This window comes from Clostridium frigoris (genome assembly GCF_018861865.1).
Lineage (GTDB): Bacteria > Bacillota > Clostridia > Clostridiales > Clostridiaceae > Clostridium_AD > Clostridium_AD frigoris.
Genome location: NZ_JAHLDV010000005.1, coordinates 15,772 through 38,129 on the forward strand (window position 1 = coordinate 15,772; position 22,358 = coordinate 38,129).

At 31.3% G+C, this 22,358-nt stretch carries 18 protein-coding genes and 10 tRNA genes; all 28 read right to left on the reverse strand.

The features are described 5' to 3' along the window. Positions 1 to 123: 123 nt before the first annotated feature. Complete coding sequence (spoIIE, locus tag KPL37_RS03565; protein WP_216146062.1) at positions 124 to 2,514, reverse strand: stage II sporulation protein E; 2,391 nt, start codon at positions 2,512 to 2,514, stop codon at positions 124 to 126. Between the two features lie 309 nt (positions 2,515 to 2,823). Further along, positions 2,824 to 2,900: transfer RNA gene (locus KPL37_RS03570), tRNA-Met, on the reverse strand. A 5-nt stretch (positions 2,901 to 2,905) separates the two neighbouring features. Further along, positions 2,906 to 2,981, reverse strand: a tRNA-Met gene (locus tag KPL37_RS03575). Between the two features lie 8 nt (positions 2,982 to 2,989). Then, positions 2,990 to 3,075: transfer RNA gene (locus KPL37_RS03580), tRNA-Leu, on the reverse strand. A gap of 69 nt (positions 3,076 to 3,144) precedes the next feature. Next, positions 3,145 to 3,220 (reverse strand) — tRNA-Met (locus KPL37_RS03585). Between the two features lie 5 nt (positions 3,221 to 3,225). Continuing rightward, positions 3,226 to 3,314: transfer RNA gene (locus KPL37_RS03590), tRNA-Leu, on the reverse strand. Between the two features lie 70 nt (positions 3,315 to 3,384). After that, a tRNA-Met gene (locus tag KPL37_RS03595) sits at positions 3,385 to 3,460 on the reverse strand. A gap of 55 nt (positions 3,461 to 3,515) precedes the next feature. After that, positions 3,516 to 3,591: transfer RNA gene (locus KPL37_RS03600), tRNA-Met, on the reverse strand. A gap of 150 nt (positions 3,592 to 3,741) precedes the next feature. Next, positions 3,742 to 3,818 (reverse strand) — tRNA-Met (locus KPL37_RS03605). Between the two features lie 5 nt (positions 3,819 to 3,823). After that, positions 3,824 to 3,899 (reverse strand) — tRNA-Met (locus KPL37_RS03610). Between the two features lie 5 nt (positions 3,900 to 3,904). After that, a tRNA-Leu gene (locus KPL37_RS03615) sits at positions 3,905 to 3,993 on the reverse strand. A gap of 152 nt (positions 3,994 to 4,145) precedes the next feature. Beyond that, entirely contained in the window at positions 4,146 to 4,559 is a 414-nt protein-coding gene (locus tag KPL37_RS03620) for a S1 domain-containing RNA-binding protein (RefSeq protein WP_171298551.1), read from the reverse strand. A gap of 81 nt (positions 4,560 to 4,640) precedes the next feature. Then, positions 4,641 to 4,913, reverse strand: coding sequence for an FtsB family cell division protein (locus KPL37_RS03625; protein ID WP_216146063.1), 273 nt, complete (start codon positions 4,911 to 4,913; stop codon positions 4,641 to 4,643). 94 nt (positions 4,914 to 5,007) lie between these two features. Next, complete coding sequence (gene yabQ / locus KPL37_RS03630) at positions 5,008 to 5,412, reverse strand: spore cortex biosynthesis protein YabQ (RefSeq protein WP_216146064.1); 405 nt, start codon at positions 5,410 to 5,412, stop codon at positions 5,008 to 5,010. A 7-nt stretch (positions 5,413 to 5,419) separates the two neighbouring features. Further along, positions 5,420 to 5,713 (reverse strand): sporulation protein YabP, encoded by a 294-nt coding sequence (yabP, locus tag KPL37_RS03635; protein ID WP_216146065.1) that lies wholly within the window; start codon positions 5,711 to 5,713, stop codon positions 5,420 to 5,422. 145 nt (positions 5,714 to 5,858) lie between these two features. Further along, positions 5,859 to 6,119: an RNA-binding S4 domain-containing protein gene (locus KPL37_RS03640; protein WP_216146066.1), complete on the reverse strand. Its 261-nt coding sequence runs from the start codon at positions 6,117 to 6,119 to the stop codon at positions 5,859 to 5,861. Positions 6,120 to 6,403: 284 nt separating this feature from the next. Continuing rightward, positions 6,404 to 6,679, reverse strand: coding sequence for an HU family DNA-binding protein (locus KPL37_RS03645; protein WP_216146067.1), 276 nt, complete (start codon positions 6,677 to 6,679; stop codon positions 6,404 to 6,406). A 97-nt stretch (positions 6,680 to 6,776) separates the two neighbouring features. Next, entirely contained in the window at positions 6,777 to 8,222 is a 1,446-nt protein-coding gene (gene yabN / locus KPL37_RS03650; RefSeq protein ID WP_216146068.1) for a bifunctional methyltransferase/pyrophosphohydrolase YabN, read from the reverse strand. Between the two features lie 17 nt (positions 8,223 to 8,239). Then, complete coding sequence (locus tag KPL37_RS03655; protein ID WP_216146069.1) at positions 8,240 to 9,778, reverse strand: putative polysaccharide biosynthesis protein; 1,539 nt, start codon at positions 9,776 to 9,778, stop codon at positions 8,240 to 8,242. A gap of 164 nt (positions 9,779 to 9,942) precedes the next feature. Then, complete coding sequence (gene spoVT / locus KPL37_RS03660; RefSeq protein WP_216146070.1) at positions 9,943 to 10,494, reverse strand: stage V sporulation protein T; 552 nt, start codon at positions 10,492 to 10,494, stop codon at positions 9,943 to 9,945. Between the two features lie 221 nt (positions 10,495 to 10,715). Further along, the gene (locus KPL37_RS03665) at positions 10,716 to 11,711 is read right to left on the reverse strand and encodes a peptidylprolyl isomerase (RefSeq protein ID WP_216146071.1); all 996 of its coding nucleotides are present in this window, start codon (positions 11,709 to 11,711) and stop codon (positions 10,716 to 10,718) included. Between the two features lie 73 nt (positions 11,712 to 11,784). Beyond that, complete coding sequence (gene mfd, locus KPL37_RS03670) at positions 11,785 to 15,306, reverse strand: transcription-repair coupling factor (protein WP_216146072.1); 3,522 nt, start codon at positions 15,304 to 15,306, stop codon at positions 11,785 to 11,787. A gap of 61 nt (positions 15,307 to 15,367) precedes the next feature. Continuing rightward, entirely contained in the window at positions 15,368 to 15,931 is a 564-nt protein-coding gene (pth, locus tag KPL37_RS03675; RefSeq protein ID WP_216146191.1) for an aminoacyl-tRNA hydrolase, read from the reverse strand. A 126-nt stretch (positions 15,932 to 16,057) separates the two neighbouring features. Then, positions 16,058 to 17,266: a S1C family serine protease gene (locus KPL37_RS03680; RefSeq protein ID WP_216146073.1), complete on the reverse strand. Its 1,209-nt coding sequence runs from the start codon at positions 17,264 to 17,266 to the stop codon at positions 16,058 to 16,060. An 87-nt stretch (positions 17,267 to 17,353) separates the two neighbouring features. After that, a complete protein-coding gene (locus KPL37_RS03685) occupies positions 17,354 to 18,769 on the reverse strand; it encodes a sensor histidine kinase (protein WP_216146074.1) in 1,416 nt (471 codons plus the stop codon). A gap of 1 nt (position 18,770) precedes the next feature. After that, positions 18,771 to 19,457 carry a response regulator transcription factor gene (locus KPL37_RS03690; RefSeq protein ID WP_216146075.1) on the reverse strand — a complete coding sequence of 229 codons (687 nt, stop codon included), beginning with the start codon at positions 19,455 to 19,457 and terminating at the stop codon, positions 18,771 to 18,773. A 306-nt stretch (positions 19,458 to 19,763) separates the two neighbouring features. Beyond that, complete coding sequence (locus KPL37_RS03695) at positions 19,764 to 20,735, reverse strand: ribose-phosphate diphosphokinase (RefSeq protein WP_216146076.1); 972 nt, start codon at positions 20,733 to 20,735, stop codon at positions 19,764 to 19,766. Between the two features lie 202 nt (positions 20,736 to 20,937). After that, complete coding sequence (gene glmU / locus KPL37_RS03700; protein ID WP_216146077.1) at positions 20,938 to 22,308, reverse strand: bifunctional UDP-N-acetylglucosamine diphosphorylase/glucosamine-1-phosphate N-acetyltransferase GlmU; 1,371 nt, start codon at positions 22,306 to 22,308, stop codon at positions 20,938 to 20,940. Positions 22,309 to 22,358: the final 50 nt, after the last annotated feature.

The following is a 22,358-nucleotide window of genomic DNA, read 5'->3' on the forward strand; positions in this document are numbered from 1 at the left end:
AAAAAATGGAGAATATAAAGGAAGCTATTGCCTTCTATAAATATATTCTCCATTTTCAATTTTAAGTTAATATATATAAGCTCTTATTTTATATAACTTAATTCTTTCTTTCATAAAATAATATTAGTATAAACTGTATATTTTCGAAACCAGAACCGTCATATCATCCTTTACCTTATTCCCGCTTAATTTTTTAGCTTGTGCAAGTAGACCTTCTGCTAAATTATTAGTATTGTTGCAGTTATTTTTTCCCAAATAATCAACTACCCAATCTACTCTACCTACATTTTCATCATTATAATCTAATACCCCATCACTGACCATGACTATAACATCTCCATTTTTTAGCTTCATTTGCTGGATATCTATATCCGCTTTATCTAAAACACCAATAGGAAGAGATTTTGATTTTATGATTTCTAAACTATCACCAGATTTTAAAAATGTTGCAACTGCTCCTACTTTTAAGAAATCAATTTTACCAGTGTATAGGTCTATACTACTTAAGTCAATTGTTGAAAATTTTTCTTCTTCAGAAAATCTCAATGTCATTATAGAATTCACAGTATTAATAGCCGTAATTTTACTAAATCCTGCTGATGTAAACTTTTCTATTAATTCAACTGCAGCTTCACTCTCCCTACCGGCTTGAGGACCTGATCCCATACCGTCACTAATAACTGACATATAGCTTCCATCTGCAAGCTTACCAAAGCTATAACTATCTCCGTTTTGCTTTTCGCCTTCTTTACACTGCCTAGCAACACTAGATACTACATGAAATTTAGGTGTTTCTTCAATATTTACTTTACACATGTTTGTCTTTGAATCTATAGAGCATCCTTCATCACTAACACACATAGATTTTCCCGTGACCCCATTTATAATAGGTAATAACTCCTTAACGCACATTTGCCTGCCACTACAAGCATCAAGTGACAATTTAATACTAAGTCTTCCTTTTTTGTCATTTAAGCACATAAGATCGTTGTGCTTAATTCTATTTTTATCTAAGGCTCTGCATACAAGCTTCTCCATAGAAGAATCTATTTGGATTTCAGAATTAAACTCCTCAATAATTTCTCCTACAGAATCTGCCATATTACCAATCTGATTTGCTAAAAGTTCCCTACCTTCACTAAATCTAGTTCTACGCATTTCATTTATAATGTGCTTATTAACAATATCCTCTGTATTTTTAAGTATAGCAGTTCTCTTTATACATTTTCTTTCAATTTCATCGGGTACAATATTATTCTTCTTCTCAAAATTTTCAATTAGTTCCTCGAAGGCTGCATATGTATAATGTAGTTCTCTTTTCCAACACATCGATTTCATATTACAATTACTACATACCCTATCTGCAAGATTTTCAACGAGAGCACTACTTTTACCCTTCATAGCTAACTTATCATTATCTACTAAATTATTTACTATATCAGACATATTAGAAAGTACATCCGAAAATTTATTTAGTCGCCCTACAAATGTATCCTTAATTTTATTTATATAACCCTGCTCTATGCTTTGCCTTTTTTTATCTGAATTAAACTCTATAGATAATTTATCGTAAGTATTTTGTGGTATTAGTAAAAATATTACCCCTGCAATAAACGCTTCAAAAAGTATAAATGTGGATCCGGTATTACAATATATTTTTATTATTGAAAAAGCTACTAAATAAGATGTAACACTTAAAATCTTTCCAGTCTCTTTAAAAACACCTGTTATTAACCCACATATCCCGTACATTCCTATAAACACAATCATATTTGGCGATGACATCCCTACAATAATGCCCATAGCTACCCCTGATGCAGCACCCGCTCCGCTTCCATTAATATATGCTATCATTATAACAAATGCTAGCCCTAATATATTAGTAATTGATATATTAAAAATACTAAGCCCCCAAGTGCCTGCTATAATTAATGAGCTTATAATTGACATACTTATTATTTCTTCATTTGAAAATATATGTTTTGTTTTAATCTCCTTAAAGCATAAAAGACTATAATCAAGAATAAAATATAAAGGGAAGACACATAAAACCAGAAAAAACGAATTTAAAAAAGACATTAAAGCACTTATCCTAACGACAAAAAAATTATAGGTAAACAGTTCAAACATAATTATGACAAACGTAATGACTAAGGCTTTAGTTTTAACCTCCATTTTATTAAATAAGTGACTTAATAAAGCAATCGTAACTATTACCACTAAATATGATGGTAGATTCTTTATGCTATCATACAAAGTAATATAACCTAAAAACGTACCACTTGCTGCAATTATTGAAATTTTATCATTATTAATAAACGTTGTAGCTATTAATAAAGCTATTCCAAATGGCGCTGTATTATTAAGAAGAAGGACTCTACTTATTAATAAGCTCATCGTAAAATAAAGAATTCCTCTTAGAATTAAATTAACATTTAATGCATTTTTCTTTTGTATTTTGTCCTTAACTTTTTTAACTCTTTCATATGGAAATATATCAATTCCGTATTGCATATTACAACTCACCCACCTTTAATATTTAGGACTTCATTATAACAAATTGTTTTGGAAATAATTGTCATAAGGTGAGATGCTTGTACATTTTTTATGAGACAATAAAATATATATTTTTTATACTCTAATTATGAATTTCCCTATAATATAAAAAAAACTACCATATTAATTTAGCAGGTTTTAAAATATTTTATGAAGCTTGTCATTTGTTGGAATTATATATTTAAGAAATTTATACTAATATGTTTTGTTTACAACTTTGTTTTAAAAATAGGCGAAAAAATAACTCATAAGTCTTCTTATGAGTTATGGTAGCGGAAATAGGACTTGAACCTACGACCCTTCGGGTATGAACCGAATGCTCTAGCCAGCTGAGCTATTCCGCCTTATTTGGTTGCGGGAGTAGGACTTGAACCTACGACCTTCGGGTTATGAGCCCGACGAGCTACCAACTGCTCCATCCCGCGATATTTAATGCTGAAGACCGGAATCGAACCGGTACGGTGTTTAACCACCGCAGGATTTTAAGTCCTGTGCGTCTGCCAGTTCCGCCACTCCAGCTTATTTACTTTTAATTATTTTTATTGTAATACTTTATATAACTACCATATTTAATAATTACAGATTTATTGGTTGCGGGAGTAGGACTTGAACCTACGACCTTCGGGTTATGAGCCCGACGAGCTACCAACTGCTCCATCCCGCGATATTTGGTGCTGAAGACCGGAATCGAACCGGTACGGTGTTTAACCACCGCAGGATTTTAAGTCCTGTGCGTCTGCCAGTTCCGCCACTCCAGCTTGCTTATTTATAAGTATAACTTATTAGCAACTTTTACTTAGCTTATATTTTAAGTAATTTATAGCTTAATGGTTGCGGGGACAGGACTTGAACCTGTGACCTTCGGGTTATGAGCCCGACGAGCTACCAACTGCTCCACCCCGCGATATTAGTACTTAAAATTATTAACTAATTATATAATTTTTAATTTGATTATTTATTGGTTGCGGGAGTAGGACTTGAACCTACGACCTTCGGGTTATGAGCCCGACGAGCTACCAACTGCTCCATCCCGCGATATTCATATTTAAATTAAAATTAAAATATTATTAATGTTGTAATTTTAATTTGCTATTAAATAAGTTTTTAAAATCATTTTTAATTATATACTATTATATATCTATTTGTCAATAGTCTTTACTTGAAAAATATACTAACTTATATATATGGTAGCGGAAATAGGACTTGAACCTACGACCCTTCGGGTATGAACCGAATGCTCTAGCCAGCTGAGCTATTCCGCCATGTTTGGTTGCGGGAGTAGGACTTGAACCTACGACCTTCGGGTTATGAGCCCGACGAGCTACCAACTGCTCCATCCCGCGATATTTGGTGCTGAAGACCGGAATCGAACCGGTACGGTGTTTAACCACCGCAGGATTTTAAGTCCTGTGCGTCTGCCAGTTCCGCCACTCCAGCATACTTACTAGCTTATTAGTAACATATAAAACAATACCTCTTGGCAACATGTTTTATTATATCTGATGTATAAACTGTTGTCAATAACTTTTTGTTTTTTTAAAATAGGAACTAAATACTTAGTTCCTAAAAATGATTCCATTCACTGATTACTAGTAACTTGAAGTTTTTTTACTATATCCTCTGCCTTTTCCTTCTTGATGTTTTTTAACATCTTGAAATCTTTCTTCACTGTCCTTTAAAAATTTAGTCATTATATCTTCAAACCCACTTACATTCGATTTGTTTTTTTCTTTATCCCAATCTATCTCCATTGGTTTAATAGACTTTTTAGGAACCCCCGCTTGTTTTATGGATAAACTTATTTTACCATTATCATCAACAGAAATTACTTTAACTTTTACTATATCATTTTCTTTAAGATGATCATTAACATTTTTAACAAATGTATCTGATACCTCAGATATATGCACTAGTCCTGTCTTACCCTCCACTTCTACGAACGCACCAAAATTAGTGATATTTACTACTTTACCTTCTACAATACTTCCAGCCATTAAGGTCATATTAAAAAGACTCCTCCTTAAAAATTATGTTTTTTATTTTATATATTAATTTAATAATAAGTATAACAATAATTATATCGTTTAGTTTTTATTATCCATTACAGGAGTTTCACCTTCTTTAACAAGACCTAAAATCTCTCTTGCCAACTTTTCTATATATTTATCAGTTTTGGATAACTCTACTTCATCCTGCAATGTTTTCTTTTCTTGTTTTTTCTTTTGTAATTCCAAGTTGTACTTTTGTAATTCTTTTTTTTGTCTACCCATGGTTGCCTGTTGCTGAATAAAAAGATAACTTACATACACAAATACAAAAATTAATACTAGAACTTTAATATTAAATTTTTTTTTCATATTATATACCCTTTTCCTTTCCATGGAATGAGTATTCTTTTTAGATTCCTAAACCTATTCTAATTTGTATTTCACATTACTTCAAGCTATTTCTTTATATTTTATCTTTTTTTTTTATTTTAAGCTTATAAAACAATAAATTTACAGGATATAATATTATATTCCTTGTAACTCTAAATAATTTTCCATTAAATTTTAGTGATCGATATTGCAGCTTAATAAATATTCTACTTATAAGTTTTAAATATAAGTATACCCCTATTATTAAACATACATACACATAAAAGTTTATGTAGCCTTCATTAGTATACATCAAAAATATAAAAACAACTATAGAAGTTAATGTCCAAAATAGTAAATCTTGTATTATAGTTAAAACTTTATTAGGATTTTCAAATCCTCTTATCAATCTATATATATCAAAAAACACTCCTGTTATTATTCCTGCGAGCAAACTGAAGATTATAAGTCTAACTTGGTCTATAAGTGAAATTATCATATCGCGTCTACCTAAACAATCTTGATATTATGCTATCTTTTTTAATTTTACTTTTATCACTAGTATATACAAAAGAATCTACTTTTCCAGTTATTATAACATCTCCATTTTGTACGTCCAACTTATTCATCTTTAATTCTTGTCCTTTTACCATCATTGTTCCAACATCTGTATTTAATAATATCTGATTTTCATTAAAGTTTATAACCTCTATAACACCATTAATAGTTAACTTTCTTCTGTTTTCTAGTATTAAATTGCTTTTCTTGTCTTCTATTTTTGTTTCTCTTTTTGCCTCCATAATATCCTCCTTTTTAATTTTACCATTAAAAATCGGGAACTAAGAAGCTAATCTTATTCTCAATTTTTAATTAATGACATATTATTATATTCTTATAAAATATATATGCTCATTAAGTTTAATTAAGAATTATATTTAACAACATTTATTCTTTGTCTTCTTTACCTGAAATCATTTCATACATTTCTTTTGCACTTTCTTTTGTAACATGTTCTGAGATATTTATAATTTTAGCTTTTAAAACTTGATTTGCAAATTTAATTTGTATAATATCATCTTCAGATACAACGGTACCTGCTTTAGCCACTTTATCATTTATAGATACTCTACCGCTCTCGCAAGCTTCTTTTGCAATAGTTCTTCTCTTTATAATTCTTGAAACTTTCAAATATTTATCTAATCGCATTTATACTTCCCCTTTTTAATATTTTTTAACATTATAAGAATTTATAAATTAAATCATCTCCTGGGTCCCTGCAATATTAACAAATACAGAAGGAGATTTACCCCTTTGTAGTTCTCTGAAGCAGATAACAATTCTCAATTGTTATCCCCCCACTGAAGTTTTCTATTTGTTAAGATATGTAACTTTCGCTTATAGAAATGGGAGACTTTCCTTCTGAAATGTTGTTAAAGTTTCTAAAATAAAAAACCTAGATATACATCCAGGTTTTTCACATAATAGTAAAATTATTTATTTACTATATCTTTAAATTCTTTACCAGCTTTAAATACTGGAACTGTTGATGCTGAAATTTGAATTTCTTCCTTTGTTCTTGGGTTTCTACCCATTCTAGCTGCTCTAGCTCTTGTTTCAAAAGTTCCGAATCCAACTAATTGAACTTTTTCACCCTTTTCTAATGTTTCTTCAATACTTTCTATAATTCCTTTTAGAGCTGCTTCCGCATCTTTTTTTGTTAAATTAGATTTTTCTGCAATACTTGTTATTAATTCTGATTTATTCACTTTTGTTGCCTCCTCGTTATAAATATACTATTAAAGCATATTCTTCACTAATTTTGAATTTCCTTCTTTTTATGCAATTTTTATTTTATAAATAAATTTATAGGCTTTTAGATTTGTTCCATAATTTGTCCATATCTGCAAGTGACATCTTTTTTAAATCCACACCTTTGTTCCTTGCATTTTCTTCTATGTACCCAAAGCGATTAATAAATTTATCTATAGTATAATTTACTGCAAATTCAGGGTCTATGTCAAGTAGTCTAGCAATATTTACTGTAGAAAACACCAAATCTCCCACTTCTTCTAGTATTTTTGCCCTATTATCACCTTTATATACATCCCTTACTTCTCCTAACTCCTCGAGCACCTTTTTCATAGCATCTTCAATACATTCAAAATCAAAGCCTAATTTTGAAGCCTTTTGTTGAACTTTGACTGCCTTCATTAAACCTGGAAGATTTTTTGGAACATGCTTTAACCCCTCTGTGTAACTATTAAACTGCTTTTCTTCGCTTTTAATATTTTCCCAACTTTCTAAAACTTGCTCTGTTGTCTTACTTTCTAACCTTTTAAATATATGAGGATGTCTGTTTATCATTTTGTTTGTGATGCCAAAAATAACGTCATTTATATTAAAATATCCCTCTTCTTTTCCTATTTTAGAATGGAATATTACTTGTAATAATACGTCACCCAACTCCTCAATAATGTTATCCTCATCTTTTTTATCAATAGCTTCTAAAACTTCATAGCATTCTTCAATAAGGCATTTTTTCAAAGATTCATGAGTCTGCTCTTTGTCCCATGCACATCCATTTTCATCTCTAAGCGTATCCACAACTTTAATTAAATCGTAAAAATCTTTTGTTGCATCCATTTTTTTTGGTATATATATTGAGGTTAAATAATCAATATCCTTTTGCCTATCTAATTCATATAAGTACATTTTTCTAGTACTTTCGAGCTCTTTTATACCTGCTGCGCGAACAAAATAAATTTCCATATCCGCATCATAATATTCAAGCAAGGCAAGTTTTACGTCGGATGCTATAGAAAGACTATATACTTGAGTTATTAATAATCCTACTCTTTTATCTAAAACTTGATTTTCTATATCAAAGGCATCTATAATTTTTAATCCTTCAATAGGATCTAATTTCAAACTTTGAATTACTGCATCTATAAAGCTAACCGCCGGGAAGATCTCTATATCGATTTTATTTTTTGCACATAGCTCTATTAAAAGTTTAACGGAAGTTTCTGCAACAAGCGGATGACCTGGAACTCCATAAATAATGTCTCCATACAGTTTATGCTTATCGATAAGATCTTCTGCAATAGACCTGTATACATCATCAAAATTATTATTTTCTTCATATCTATTATCATAAGTATCAAATTCAATACACAATGTTTTTAAGTAGTCTACAGTAGGATGCTTTTCTGTTCTTAAATAAATATTTTTACTGTTTTTAAGTATTTCAAGTGTCCCTATAGTTAGTGAATCTATCGAGCCTGGTCCAAGCCCTACAACTTTAATCATTAGTTTTCACTCCTTTTTTATTTTTTACTCAGAAATTTATTCTTAATTTCTTGATACGCAAATACTCTAAGCAAAAATATAAATATTATATAAACAATAACGCCTATTAATATGGATATTAGACAAGATAATCCTTCGCTCATTGTATAATTATAGACAATAGCATCACTAAATACAACTGCAACTATCATTATAATAGCAGCAATAGCCGGTTTAACAAAAGCATCCCCCTTATTAAATTTTATATTTAAACTTTTCTTTAAATCATGCATATTCAATAAGCAACTGGTTATATATCCTAAAATTGTGCCTACTACTGCCCCATATATATTCACGGATGAAAAGGAAACCAGTACATACGTCACAACAACTTTTACGCCGCATCCTAAAGCCAAATTATATACAGGCTTCATATAGTTACCTATGCTTTGTAGTATTGCTGTACTCGTTTGTGTTAATATTACAAACGGTATACATATTGAAATATATTTAAGAATTTCATATCCTGCTGCATCTCTCATAAAAACTAAATGCATTATAGGATAGGCCATAAAAAACATTCCTAAACAAGATGGTAATGATATAACATTCGATAATTTAATCGCCATATCTACCCGTTTAACCAGCTCTCCCTTTCTACCCATATAGAATGCCTCTGCAATTATAGGCACTAGAGATGCACACAGTGCCACGGAAAGGGCTAAAGGTACATTCATCAAGGTAAATGCTTTTCCGGTCAATTGGCCATACATAACAGCTGATTGTAAATGTGAAAATCCTGCTTTTAAAAGCTGTTGTGGTACTAAAACAGAATCTATTAACGACATAATAGTCCCTACTGCTGCACCAAGAGATATCGGAAGTGCAGCCTTACCTAACTCCTCCAAAATATGCTTATGTTTGATTTTTTTTCTTGCTGGTATTTCTCGTATCACCTTAAAATATGTTGAAACTAAATATACACTTCCCATGATTGCTCCAACCAATGTTCCAAGTGCCGCTCCTCCAGCTGCATATTCAATTCCCTTGGGGAATAATAAATATGCAAATAAAACTCCAGCCACCACTCTTCCAACTTGCTCTATTATTTGCGAAATTGCAGTAGGCCTTACATTTTGAAGTCCTTGGAAAAACCCCCTAAATGTGCACATAATAGATACAAAAATTGGTGCTGCAGCTATTGCCAAAAAAGCATAGTATGATTTAGGGTCCCATTTAAGAAAAGATATAATAGGCTTTGCAAACATGATCATACATGTGGTAAATACCGAACCTAATATAATCATAAAAATAAGTGTTTGTCTTAAGACTTGCCTAGCTCCCTCCTGATCATTTTTAGCGTTCATCTCAGCAATAAGTTTAGACATAGCTATTGGTACTCCTGAAGCTACTGCCACAAAGAACATGTAAAGTGGATAAGACATCTGATAATATCCCATCCCCTCATCTTTTATAAGTGCTTGTATTGGGATTCTAAAAAACAGTCCTAAAAATCTTGCAAATATACCTGCCATTCCAAGTATAATAGTTCCTTTTATCAATGAATGTTTCTTCATAATAACCTCCTTATAATCATACATTGCTGTAAATATATACATCCTCTGATTATAATTATTTAATTTAAGAGATTATTATTACTAATACTTCAAAAAATAAAAGTATATATTACTGCAAATATGTTTCAATTGCGTAGTAATATATACTTTATAGCCTAATACAACTATTGTTCCATTTGTTTTCCTAAAAAAGATGCTGCAGTTTCTGCCAATTTTAATTCTAAATTTCCAAATTTTATTCCCGGCTCTGTCGCCATTATTATCACTGCACCAATTGCATCGCCTTCTGTTATTATAGGCGCGATTACTTGAGTACTATATTTGTTTTCCATTTCATCTTCGTACAATGATATGACTTTTTCAACGCCTTCACCCAATACAATGGGTTTCCTATTTTCCATCATTTTTTCTAATTCAATACTAACTTTTTTATCAACATACTCTTTCTTTGGACACCCACTTACAGATATTATGTTATCCTTATCGCATATAATTATTGAATTCCCAATAGTTTGTTGTAATGATTCAGCATATTCCCTAGAAAATTCACTTAATTCACCTATAGGCGAATACTTTTTTAAAATAACTCCGCCTTCTCTATCAGTAAATATTTCTAGTGGATCTCCCTCTCTTATTCTCAGCGTTCTCCTTATTTCTTTAGGAATAACAACTCTTCCTAAATCATCTATACGTCTTACTATACCAGTTGCTTTCATTTAAATACTCCTCCTTATATAAATCTTATATAATATACTAGCTCTATTATTATCTTTCAAAACTTGAAATTTTATGCACATTTGTATATGTTTAATTTTATTAAAGAAAATAAGGAGGTGTTTTACTCAATTTACTGCTCTTTTTTACTAGATAATTTTATATTAACAAAGTAAAAAAACAAAGAATACCTTTTTTAACGGCATTCTTTGTTTTTTAAAATTTATAAATTTTCATCAATTTTTGTTACTTTAGCTTCTGTCGTCCATTTTTTCATTGCTGCAGTCCATGCAGTTGCTTTATTTTTTGTTAATAGAGTTTTTTCTATTTCTGCTTTAACAACTGCAAACTTCTTTGCAGGATAATTTGTTCTTGCAACATCTTTTATTAAATGATATCCAAATTGAGTTTTAACTGGTGCTGAAACCTTACCTGCAGGTACTTTAATAGCAGCTGCCATAAAAGTTGCATCCATTGTAGTATCATTGAATTTTAAAATTCCTAGATCTCCACCGGTGTCTTTAGTTCCATCTGTTCCTTTTTCTTTAGCAAGTTTAGCAAAATCTTCACCAGCGTCTAAACGCTTCTTAATAGCTACTGCCTCAGCCTCAGTCTTAACTAAAATATGAGCTAAGTGAATTGTATTTGGTTTTGTTGAATATAACGCTAAATTAGCATTATAGTATTTTTGTGCCTCTGCCTCGGTAACTTTAACGTTTTTTGTAGTTTCAGTCTTTAATGCATCTTGAATAACAATTGGTTTAATTCTTCCCTTTAATGCCTCTTCTGTAATACCAGCTTGCGTTAACGCTGCTTTATATTTTGCATCCGTTCCTAAGCTTTTCTTAATCTCTGCTAATTGCTTATTAATTTCTGCATTTAACTTAGCATCTGTAGGCACTAATTTGAGCTCTTTGGCCTTATAATTTACAATTTCCTCATCAATTAAACCTGCTAACACCTGCTGTTTTTGAGTTTTTAACGCCGCCATAGCCTCAGTATTAGTTGTATAATTTGCTCCATATTGTGTTTGCAATTGTTTAATAACACCTGGTAATTGCGCTTCTATTTGTCCTTTTGTTATCTTAGTATCAAAAACTTTTGCTACCTGCGTTTTCGCAATACCTTCTGGTGTTTTTTCAATCATATTACAGCCAATTAACGATGTAGCAAACAAAGTTATTAAAGCTGCGCTAATTATTTTTTTTACGTTTTTCATTTTATTTCCCCCATTCTTTTGTAATATCGCTATTAAAAAGCTTGTTACGATACCCATTAATTTTAACACTAATTTACTTTATTTCAACTATACTTTTTATGCGATTAACAATTTCTATTAAATTTGTAAGTACTTCTTCTTTAATTAAATTTTTAAATTTATATGAAAATACTGGCTTATTTCCTAATTTAAATACAATACTTCTATTATATTTGCTAACCAAAACTTTAACTACTTCTTTAGTTATCCGTGCCGCACTATCAAACTCTAGTATTATCTCATCCGTGCCTTCTTTAATTTCTATTATTCCTACTTTAGAAGCTATACATCTTAGATATGAAATATCCATAAGATTCGCCACGCAAGATGGTATGTCAGAGAATCTATCTTCTATTTCCTCTTGTATTTCTTGCATATCTTCAAGGCAATCAATAGCCGCAATTTTTTTATAAATTTCAATTTTCTGAGATTCATCTTCTATATAACTTCCAGGAATATATGCATCTATTTTAATTTCAACAGAGGTTTCAATAGGTTCTTTTTCCACATCACCTCTTATATTTTTAACTGTTTCTTCAAGCATTCTACAATATAAATCATAACCTACAGCAGCCATATGGCCATGTTGGGCGCCACCCATCATATTTCCAGCCCCCCTAATTTCAAGATCCCTCATCGCTATCTTAAAACCTGATCCAAGCTCCGTGAAATCTTTAATTGCTTTAAGTCTTTTTTCAGCAATTTCTGTTAATACCTTATCTTTTTTATACGTAAGATACGCATAAGCTATTCTATTTGACCTACCAACTCTACCTCTTAATTGGTATAGCTGAGAAAGCCCCATCTTGTCTGCCTCATAAATTATTATTGTATTTGTGTTTTGAATGTCTATTCCTGTCTCAATTATTGTAGTACACATTAATATATCATACTTATTTTCCATAAAATCTATCATTACAGACTCTAGTTCACGCTCTGTCATCTGACCATGTGCAATACATACTCTTGCTTCCGGAAGCAAATTTCCTATGTACGCTGCCATATCCTTGATAGTTTCTACTCTATTGTATACAAAGAAAACTTGACCTTTTCTATTTATCTCTCTTAATATAGCATCCCTTATCAATTGATCATTAAACTCCACCACATAGGTTTGTATTGGATACCTTTCCTCTGGTGGTGTTTCTATTACACTTATATCACGAACTCCGGTAAGAGACATATGAAGGGTTCTTGGAATCGGCGTAGCTGTTAGCGTAATTACATCTATATTTTTTCGAAGGCTCTTTATTTTTTCCTTATGAGTAACCCCAAATCGTTGTTCCTCATCTATAATTAAAACCCCTAAATCTTTGAACTTTACATCGCTCTGAATAATTCTGTGCGTCCCTATTAATATATCTACATTTCCCTCTTTCGTAGCTTTAATAACAACCTTTTGTTGAGCAGGTGTTCTAAATCTACTTACCATTTCAACTTTTACAGGAAAATCTGAAAATCTCTTGGTAAGAGTTTTATAATGCTGCTCTGCAAGTATTGTAGTTGGCACTAAAAATGCAACTTGTTTGCCATCCATCACAGCTTTAAAAGCCGCTCTAACAGCAACTTCCGTTTTGCCATACCCAACATCTCCACATATTAGTCTATCCATCGGTTTATCTGATTCCATATCTTTTTTAATTTCCTCAATCGCAATTAATTGGTCTGGTGTTTCATCAAATGGAAATTCATCCTCAAATTGTTTTTGCCATACCGTATCTTTGCTGTATTTATGTCCCTTAAGTGTAGCCCTAGTCGCATAAAGTTTCACCAAATCCTCTGCAATATCTGCAATTGAATTTTTAACTTTATTCTTAGCCTTAACCCATTCAGATCCACCTAATTTACTTATTTTAGGGGCTTTACCTTCACTCCCAATATATTTTTGTACCAAATCTAATTGTTCCACTGGAACATAAAGTGTGTCTCCAGAATTGTAGCTAAGGTCTAAGTAATCTCTTTTATGCCCATGAACTTCCAGCTGCTTAATTCCTTTGTATACACCTATACCATGATTTACATGAACAACATAATCCCCCAATTTAAGTTCTGTAAAACTTTTAAGTTTACTTACTCCCTTTTTATGGACACGGCTAACAGTTTTTCTTTTCGATCCTCCAAAAACCTCTTTGTCAGATATAAGGCATACTTTTAGTTCGAGATATTCAAATCCCTTTAATTGATTTCCAAAAGTTACAACCACTTCTCCAAACTCGATTTGAGAGATACTATCCTTATAGACACTTTCAATTCCTTTATCACGAAGTGTATCTATAAGCCTTTCACCTCTAGTTCTTGTGCCTGATAAAATTACCGTTTTATATCCCTTACTTTTTTTATCCTTTATGTCATCAATAAGCATATCTAATTGTCCATGATAATCATAAATAGTAATTTGAGAAAAAGATATTATACATCTTGGCTTAAGAACTTTTGTAGTTTTAGCAATCGCATTTATTGTCATAACCTCAAGACTTTCTAACTCTTCATAAATACGCTGCTTATCTATTAAGACCTCTGCTTGCTTTGGAAGTATACTTCCTCGTCTTAAAGAAGTCTCATAATTCTCTTCAAACTCCTGATATACACTATCTAATTTACCTTGACACCTTTGTGCATCATCGACTATTATAAATGCTCCTGTCATATAATCTAAAAAAGTAGATGTAGTATCATAAAAATAAGGCATATAACTATCAACGTCTTTAAAACTCCATGTTTCTTTAAGTTCTTCTAAGTTAATATTAACAAGAGACGTTATTCTTTCTATAGCTTCTTTATCCTTTTTCTTATGTAAACTACCCAGCATTTTCTCTAGATCTTCCCTTATCTTGTCATAACCTTTTGTAAGGCTCTCCTTCGTTAGTATAATTTCTTTTGCTGGAAATATTTCTATTTTTTTTACCTTATCTATACTCCTCTGGGTTTCACTATTAAACGTTCTTATAGAATCTATTTCATCATCATATAGTTCTATCCTAAATGGCAACGCAGATATGGGAGGATATAAATCCATTATCCCTCCCCTTATACAAAATTGGCCTTTCATCTCTACCCTATCTACTCTCTCATAACCGCATTGTATTAATTTTTCTGAAAAGTCACTAAAATTTAAATTACCGCCTACAGATAATTTAAAAACAAATTCTCGCAGTAAATTTACTGGTATATAAGTAGCAGCTATTGCTTCTATACATGTAATTATTATTTTCTTACCACCTTCGGCAATCTTCTTCATTACCTTAAGTCTTTCCCATCTTAAATCTCCTGATACAGCATCCGCATTATAAAATCCCATTTCTCTAGTTGGATAATAATACACTTCATTTACATAAAAAGATAAGTCCTCATAAATATTCTTAGCCTCTATATCACTATGAGTTAAGATTAATATTGATTTATCGAGCTCTTCATATACACCATTCACTAAATAACCCTTCGCTGATTCTGAAAGCCCATATACTCCAATTGGGTATATGCTTTTTTCTATATTGCTTAGGATATCTTTAAATTGATTACTCTCCTTTAAAGGCTTCATAAGCCCATTTAGTCTCATGTTAACACCTCTCACTCATTGCATAAATATATAAATAGTATTCTAATAAAATTCTCTTCATCTAAGCACTAAAGCCATTAAATTGATTCATAGCCTCGCTGCATCCTTTTTCGATTATAGTTTGTGTTGCCTGTATAGTGGCTTCAAAAGTCTTTTCTACAAGTATTCGCTGCTCTTTAGAAAATCTACCTAAAACATGAGGTATTAGAGCCCTCTCTGGTTTTCCTACGCCTATTTTTATTCTGACAAATGTGTCAGACGACAAACTCTCAATAATACTTTTTAAACCATTATGTCCGCCAGCACTCCCTTTACTTCGTATTCTTAATTTACCTGCATCCAAACTAATATCATCATGTAGTATGATGATATTTTCATTAGGAATCTTATAAAATGAGGATGCCGAACGTACACTTTCCCCACTTAAGTTCATATATGTACTTGGTTTTAATAAAATAATTTTATTAGAACCTATATTAATTTCCGCGCATACACCTTTAAATTTTATCCTATTAATTGATACATTATACCTATCTGCCATCAAATCAATTACATCGAATCCTACATTATGTCTTGTATGTCTATATTCATCTCCTGGATTTCCCAGTCCAACTACTAAGTACATCATTACCTCCAAATATTATTATGCTTAGGTTATATATCTATTACATAATTATTTTTTCATTTACCTTTTTTATAATATTATACCAATAAGTGTTATAATCTACAACTATACATAAAAACGCTCGCTTTAAGGTTCATTTGTGGCTTTTAATTCAGATAAAATTATACTAACATCTTTAACTTTACCATTTCTTTGAACGTTGCAATGCACGCTCTTTGCAACTTTGTATTTATCTAAAACATTACTTAACTCTTCCATATTTTTAACACCAACTCCACCGACTTGAGTTATAATATCAGTAGGTATAATTCCAGCTATATCTGCCCCACTATCACTTACTACTTCTTGCACATAGACTCCTTCTATACCATTGTTACCAACCGAAATTGCGGGCACTCCATAAATACCTATAGCAGGCCTTATAACTTTACCATAGGTCATCAAATCACTTATAATTTCTTTAGCTACATTTATATTAATTGCAAAACTCACCCCAGAAACTTCACTAGCTGAACCTATTTTCAAACTATTTACACCAATTACTTCTCCGTTAATATTGCATAATGCCCCCCCACTATTTCCTTGATTTATATCTGCATCAGTTTGTATTACTTTATATATGGTTTGCTCACCAGTCTTTTTATCAACTATATTAATTTTTCTATCTAATGCACTTATAATACCTGATGTAACCACTCCCGAAAACTGCTCTCCTATTGGATTACCAATAGCAATAGCTAAATCACCAACATTAACCTTTGATGAATCACCAAGTTTTGCCACAGGCAAATTACTAGCTTCAACCTTTATAACTGCCAAATCAGATATTGCATCAGTTCCTATTACCTTTGCTTTCAAAACCTTATAATTACTAAGTTTTACGTTTATCTCTGTCGCATTTTCAATTATATGGTAATTGGTAATAATAAATCCTTCACTTTTAAATATAATTCCAGAACCGCTAAGCTCAGGCGTTCCCTCTACACCTTCCACTTTAACGCTTATACCAACTACTGTTGGTGAAACCTTCCTTATAACATCCGAAATAGAATTGGCATATATAGCCTTATTATTTTCTTCTAATTTACTCTGGGTTAAATCACCACTAATATTTTTTTGTGATTCACCTTTACTAATAACATAATTTGCTGTAATTCCTCCAGAAAGGGCAGCTATCATCATAAAAAGTATCACTTTTAAGAGAGCTTTAAAATAAATTCTTTTATTGTTTTTTCTGAATTTAATTTCTCCAAAGATATCCTGACCTCTATCTGCATTCTTCCATAAAGCATCTCTTATTTCTTCATTAACTTTATAGTCATCCTTGTTATTCATAGTCTCACCCACCCTTCTTGTTATAGCTACATTATGCGAGTTTTTAAAATCTTATAAAACCCTATTATGCTTTGATCGAATTTTATATTATTCTACTTTCATTAACGTAAAAGTAAAATAAACCCCTTTATCTTTATTTTCGACCCATATATCTTCCTGTAATTGAGTTATTATATTTCTAACTATAGCTAAGCCAAGACCAGTACTATCTTTTGCTGTTCTTGCTTTATCTGCTTTGTAAAACCTATCCCAAATATGCAATAAATCTTCTTCTGCTATTTGTGGGCCATCATTAAAAACAGATATGAAAGCTTTTCTACCTTTAGTTTTTGAACTGATTTTTATTTTACCACCCTCATTAACATATTTTATTGAATTATCTAATAAATTTGTAATTACTTGCACAAGCCTATCTTTATCTCCCGCTACGAATAAATTCTCTTCTTCAAAACATACATCCACAGAGGCACGTTTCTCTTTAATTTTTGTTTCATTTTTTATAACTGTAAGTCTAATTATCTCATTAATATCCACTTTAATAATTTTTAAACTAAACTCTCCAGCTTCAATTGCAGACATATCCAGTAAATCGTTCACCAGTCTAGTCAATCTTTGGATTTCTTCATATGCAATCGATAAATAGTATTTTTCCTTTTCCTCTGGAATTACTCCATCTAGTATTCCTCCAATAAATCCCTTAATTGATGTTATAGGCGACCTAATTTCATGTGATACATTTGATATAAATTCACGTCTATTTTTTTCGTTTTTTTCAACAGAATCTGCCATAAAATTAAAAGTTTGAGCAAGTTCACCGATTTCATCATTAGATTTTAAATAGACCCTCTTATTAACATCTCCATTAGATATCTTCCTTGCTACAGCGTTAATCTCGGCTAACGGCTTTATAATTATTTTTTGAGAAAAATAATATATAACTATATAAGAAAGTATTATGGCGAAAATTGCAGATATCCAAATTATTTCATAAACACGTTTTAACGGTGAACTTATTTTGTCAATAGAATTGTATAATATTATTGAGCCCTTAAACCCGCCCGCCTCAGTCATTATGGGTGTACCATAAACTCTTACACTTTTATCAAATATACCTGCATAAGGTCCCGTAATCTCGAATGTATGTCCCAGTCTAAGTTGCTCTAATTCTTCACCAAATACTTGTTTTCCCATAAATTCCTTATGATCTTTATTAGATATAGCATAAACATATCCAATGCTGTCTGTAAGCCATATATCTGACTTTATATACTTAGAAATTATGGTTATTATATCATTTACTTGCTCGGATGTAGCGTCCCCCTCCATATACTTCATAGCAATTCCTTGTATCATATATGATTTATCCAAAAATTGTTCTTTTCTTTGATCAAAAAAATAATTTTGAAACCAATAAGACAAAAACGACGCAATAATTATTAGGCTCATAGATATTATAATAGTATATGTTGCTAACATCTTGAAAAACAGCCCTTTTTTGACCATTTTACTTCACCTCAAATTTATATCCTACTCCCCAAACAGTCTCAATCTGCCAATTAGGTCCACCTTGAAGCTTTTCCCTTACTCTTTTAACATGAACATCCACAGTTCTTGAATCTCCTGGATAATCATATCCCCAAACCTCACATAAAAGCTGTTGCCTAGTAAACACTCTATTCTTATTAAGCGCTAAATAATGAACTAATTCAAATTCTTTAGGTGGCATTTTAACCTCTGCTCCTTTATATGTAACATTGTAAGAATTAATGTCTATTTCTAAGTCTTCAAAATTCAAAACTTCTTTACCACCGTTGTCTAAGTTATAACGCCTAAGCACCGCCTTTACCCTGGCAATTATTTCTTTTGGTTCAAACGGCTTTACTACATAATCATCCGCTCCAAGTTCTAGAGCTAATACCTTATCAAACGTTTCGCCTTTAGCCGTAAGCATAATAACAGGTGTTTCATGTTCTTTTCTTATCCATTTCAAAACATCAATCCCATCAATATATGGTAACATTATATCCAAAAGCACTAAATCTGGTTTATAACTTAAAAAGGCTTCCTGCGCAACTCTACCATCATGCGCTACTTTTGTTGCATACCCAGAGCTTTCAAGATACATTTTAATTACCTCAGCAATATTTTTATCATCATCAACTATTAGTATTTTACCTATAGTTCCTTCCATATCAGTACCTCCAAATTTTTTATCTATTTTTTATCAATTACATTAGAATAATTTAGCTTATAAATAATTCACCTTACTACTAATTTATCATACTTTAATGTCAACTTATTAGTTTTTATTAAATGTTACAAATTATTCACCGTTACAAACAGATATTTTTTATTTCTATTATAACTATTTTCTCTATTATAATTATTATCTAACTATTATTAACTATTATGTAAATATTATTAATTTTTATAATAATAAAAAATAGCGATGCTTTATTATAACTATAATAAAGCATCACTATTTTAAACTATGTATTTATATGTTATTCGCATCTTCGAATAGCTTGCTTACTGAAACATCCTCATATATTCTTTTTATAGCCTCAGCCAAAATTGGTGCTACAGATAATGTAGTGAATTTTGAGCATTGTTTATCTTCCGGTATCTCAATTGTATTTAATATTATTAATTCTTTTATTACAGAATCATTTATTCTTTGAATAGCAGGACCTGATAGCACTCCATGACTGCAACAAGCATAAACCTCTTTTGCTCCTAGTTTAACTAACGCATTAGCACCATTAGTTATGGTACCTGCAGTATCTATCATATCATCCATCATGATAACTGTCTTATTTTTAATATCGCCTATAACATTCATAATTTCTGCAACATTAGCTTTTGGTCTTCTCTTATCAATTATTGCTATCGGTGCATGTAATTTATCTGCAAATTTTCTTGATCTAGCAACGCTTCCAAGATCTGGCGCAACTACAACTACATCATCCCTATCCTTAAAACCATTTTCGATATAGTATTTTGCAAGTATTGGAGTTCCCGTCATATTATCAACAGGGATATTGAAGTACCCTTGTATTTGGGCTGCATGTAAATCCATAGTAAGCACTCTATCCGCTCCTGCAGTTGTTATAATATCTGCCACAAGTTTTGCAGTAATTGGATCTCTAGCTTTTGCCTTTCTATCCTGTCTTGCATATCCATAATATGGAATAACAGCTGTTATTCTTCCTGCTGAAGCTCTCTTAAATGCATCAATCATAATAAGTAATTCCATTAAATTATCATTTACTGGCGCATTAGTTGATTGAACAACAAATACATCTGCGCCTCTAACAGTTTCGTGAATATTAACAGATATTTCTCCATCACTAAAAGTTCCTACATTCGAATCTCCGAGTGTCACTCCGAGTATATCTGCTATATCTGACGCTAATTTAGGATTTGAGTTACCTGTGAAAATCTTAATGTTTTTGCCATGGCTTATCATCTGCAGTCCTGATTCTCAAAATTTTCATAAATCATATTTTATTATAATTTATATATATTTTCATTCTATTTACTAAATAGAATGGCAATATAGAGTATTAAAATTTCACATACTATATCACGTAATTTTTCATATACCCATCTACTGCTAAAATCAGTTTTCCACCTCCCTTTGTAATTTACTTACTTCATACTTTGCTAACTTATTTATTAAGGCCTTTTCTTACTACCCAATTTTCAATATTCTTCTGCCTTGCTCTAGCTATTGCTAAAGTATTTTCAGGCACCTCATTTGTAATTGTAGACCCAGCAGCAGTATACGCATTATCGTTAACTGTTACAGGCGCTACTAGATTAGAATTACAGCCTATAAAAACGTTATTGCCTATCGTAGTTTTATATTTTGCTTTCCCATCATAATTTACAACCACAGTTCCGCAACCAAAGTTACATCCACTTCCAACCTGCGCATCACCAATATATGTAAGATGGGATACTTTTGTATTATCCCCAATAGTTGATTTTTTTATTTCAACAAAATCCCCTATTCTAGCATGTTTACCTATATTACTTTCCGGTCTTATATATGCGAAGGGTCCTACAGTAGTTTTCTCCCCTATTTGGCTTTCAATTACTACAGAACTTTGAATTACAATTCCATTCCCTAAAGTACTATCAGTAATTCTATTGTTGGGATAAAGAACACATTCTTCTTTAATAATAGTATTGCCTTGTATTACATTACCTGGATATATAATAGTATCTTTTCCTATTATAACGTTACAATCTATATATGTATTGCTTGGATCCATTATTGTTACTCCATTTTCCATATGCTTTGCATTTATTCTTTTTCTCATAATTGCCTCTGCATTTGCGAGTTCTACCTTAGAGTTGACAGCAGTAATTTCATCAGCTAAAACATCAAATGCTCCAACTTTAAGCCCTTGATTCTTTAATATACCAATAACATCCGTTAAATAGTATTCATTTTGAGCATTGTTATTATTTAATTTATCTAAACTAATAAGTAGCTCTTTTATGTTAAAGCAATACATTCCCGAATTTATTTCTTTAACTAGTTTTTCTTCTCGAGTTGCGTCCTTAAACTCAACTATTTTCTTAACTTCCCCATTTTCGCCCCTAATAATTCTACCATATTTTGCAGGATCACTCATCTTTGAAGTTAATATAGTAGCTTTATAATTTCCTTTTTCATGATAATCTAGGAGTTCTCTAACAGTATGCTCACTAATAAGTGGCCCATCTCCAACAAATATTGCGACGATACCTTCATTTCCACTTAGAAAATCTTTAGCACACATCACTGCATGTCCTGTCCCTAACTGATCTTCTTGAACAGAATAGTTAATTTTTCTATCTTCTGTTCCTTTTTTAACCTCTGCGGCTCCTCTTCCAATTACCACATCTACCATTTCAATATCTGCACTTCTCATGGTATCAATAACATGATTTATCATTTCTTTACCACAAACTTTATGCATAACCTTAGGAGTATTTGAATTCATTCTTTTTCCTTCACCTGCAGCTAATATTATAGCGCATTTATACAAATAAAACACCTCTTTATACAATAATTCGACATATTTACATATTAAAACCA

Bases quoted from the DNA above. Each gene is read 5' to 3' on its own strand.
- spoIIE (WP_216146062.1), bottom strand. From the start codon at position 2,514: ATGCAATACGGAATTGATATATTTCCATATGAAAGAGTTAAAAAAGTT.
- KPL37_RS03620 (WP_171298551.1), bottom strand. From the start codon at position 4,559: ATGACCTTAATGGCTGGAAGTATTGTAGAAGGTAAAGTAGTAAATATC.
- KPL37_RS03625 (WP_216146063.1), bottom strand. From the start codon at position 4,913: ATGAAAAAAAAATTTAATATTAAAGTTCTAGTATTAATTTTTGTATTT.
- yabQ (WP_216146064.1), bottom strand. From the start codon at position 5,412: ATGATAATTTCACTTATAGACCAAGTTAGACTTATAATCTTCAGTTTG.
- yabP (WP_216146065.1), bottom strand. From the start codon at position 5,713: ATGGAGGCAAAAAGAGAAACAAAAATAGAAGACAAGAAAAGCAATTTA.
- KPL37_RS03640 (WP_216146066.1), bottom strand. From the start codon at position 6,119: ATGCGATTAGATAAATATTTGAAAGTTTCAAGAATTATAAAGAGAAGA.
- yabN (WP_216146068.1), bottom strand. From the start codon at position 8,222: ATGATTAAAGTTGTAGGGCTTGGACCAGGCTCGATAGATTCACTAACT.
- KPL37_RS03655 (WP_216146069.1), bottom strand. From the start codon at position 9,778: ATGAAGAAACATTCATTGATAAAAGGAACTATTATACTTGGAATGGCA.
- spoVT (WP_216146070.1), bottom strand. From the start codon at position 10,494: ATGAAAGCAACTGGTATAGTAAGACGTATAGATGATTTAGGAAGAGTT.
- KPL37_RS03665 (WP_216146071.1), bottom strand. From the start codon at position 11,711: ATGAAAAACGTAAAAAAAATAATTAGCGCAGCTTTAATAACTTTGTTT.
- mfd (WP_216146072.1), bottom strand. From the start codon at position 15,306: ATGAGACTAAATGGGCTTATGAAGCCTTTAAAGGAGAGTAATCAATTT.
- pth (WP_216146191.1), bottom strand. From the start codon at position 15,931: ATGTACTTAGTAGTTGGACTGGGAAATCCAGGAGATGAATATAGACAT.
- KPL37_RS03680 (WP_216146073.1), bottom strand. From the start codon at position 17,266: ATGAATAACAAGGATGACTATAAAGTTAATGAAGAAATAAGAGATGCT.
- KPL37_RS03685 (WP_216146074.1), bottom strand. From the start codon at position 18,769: ATGGTCAAAAAAGGGCTGTTTTTCAAGATGTTAGCAACATATACTATT.
- KPL37_RS03690 (WP_216146075.1), bottom strand. From the start codon at position 19,457: ATGGAAGGAACTATAGGTAAAATACTAATAGTTGATGATGATAAAAAT.
- KPL37_RS03695 (WP_216146076.1), bottom strand. From the start codon at position 20,735: ATGATAAGCCATGGCAAAAACATTAAGATTTTCACAGGTAACTCAAAT.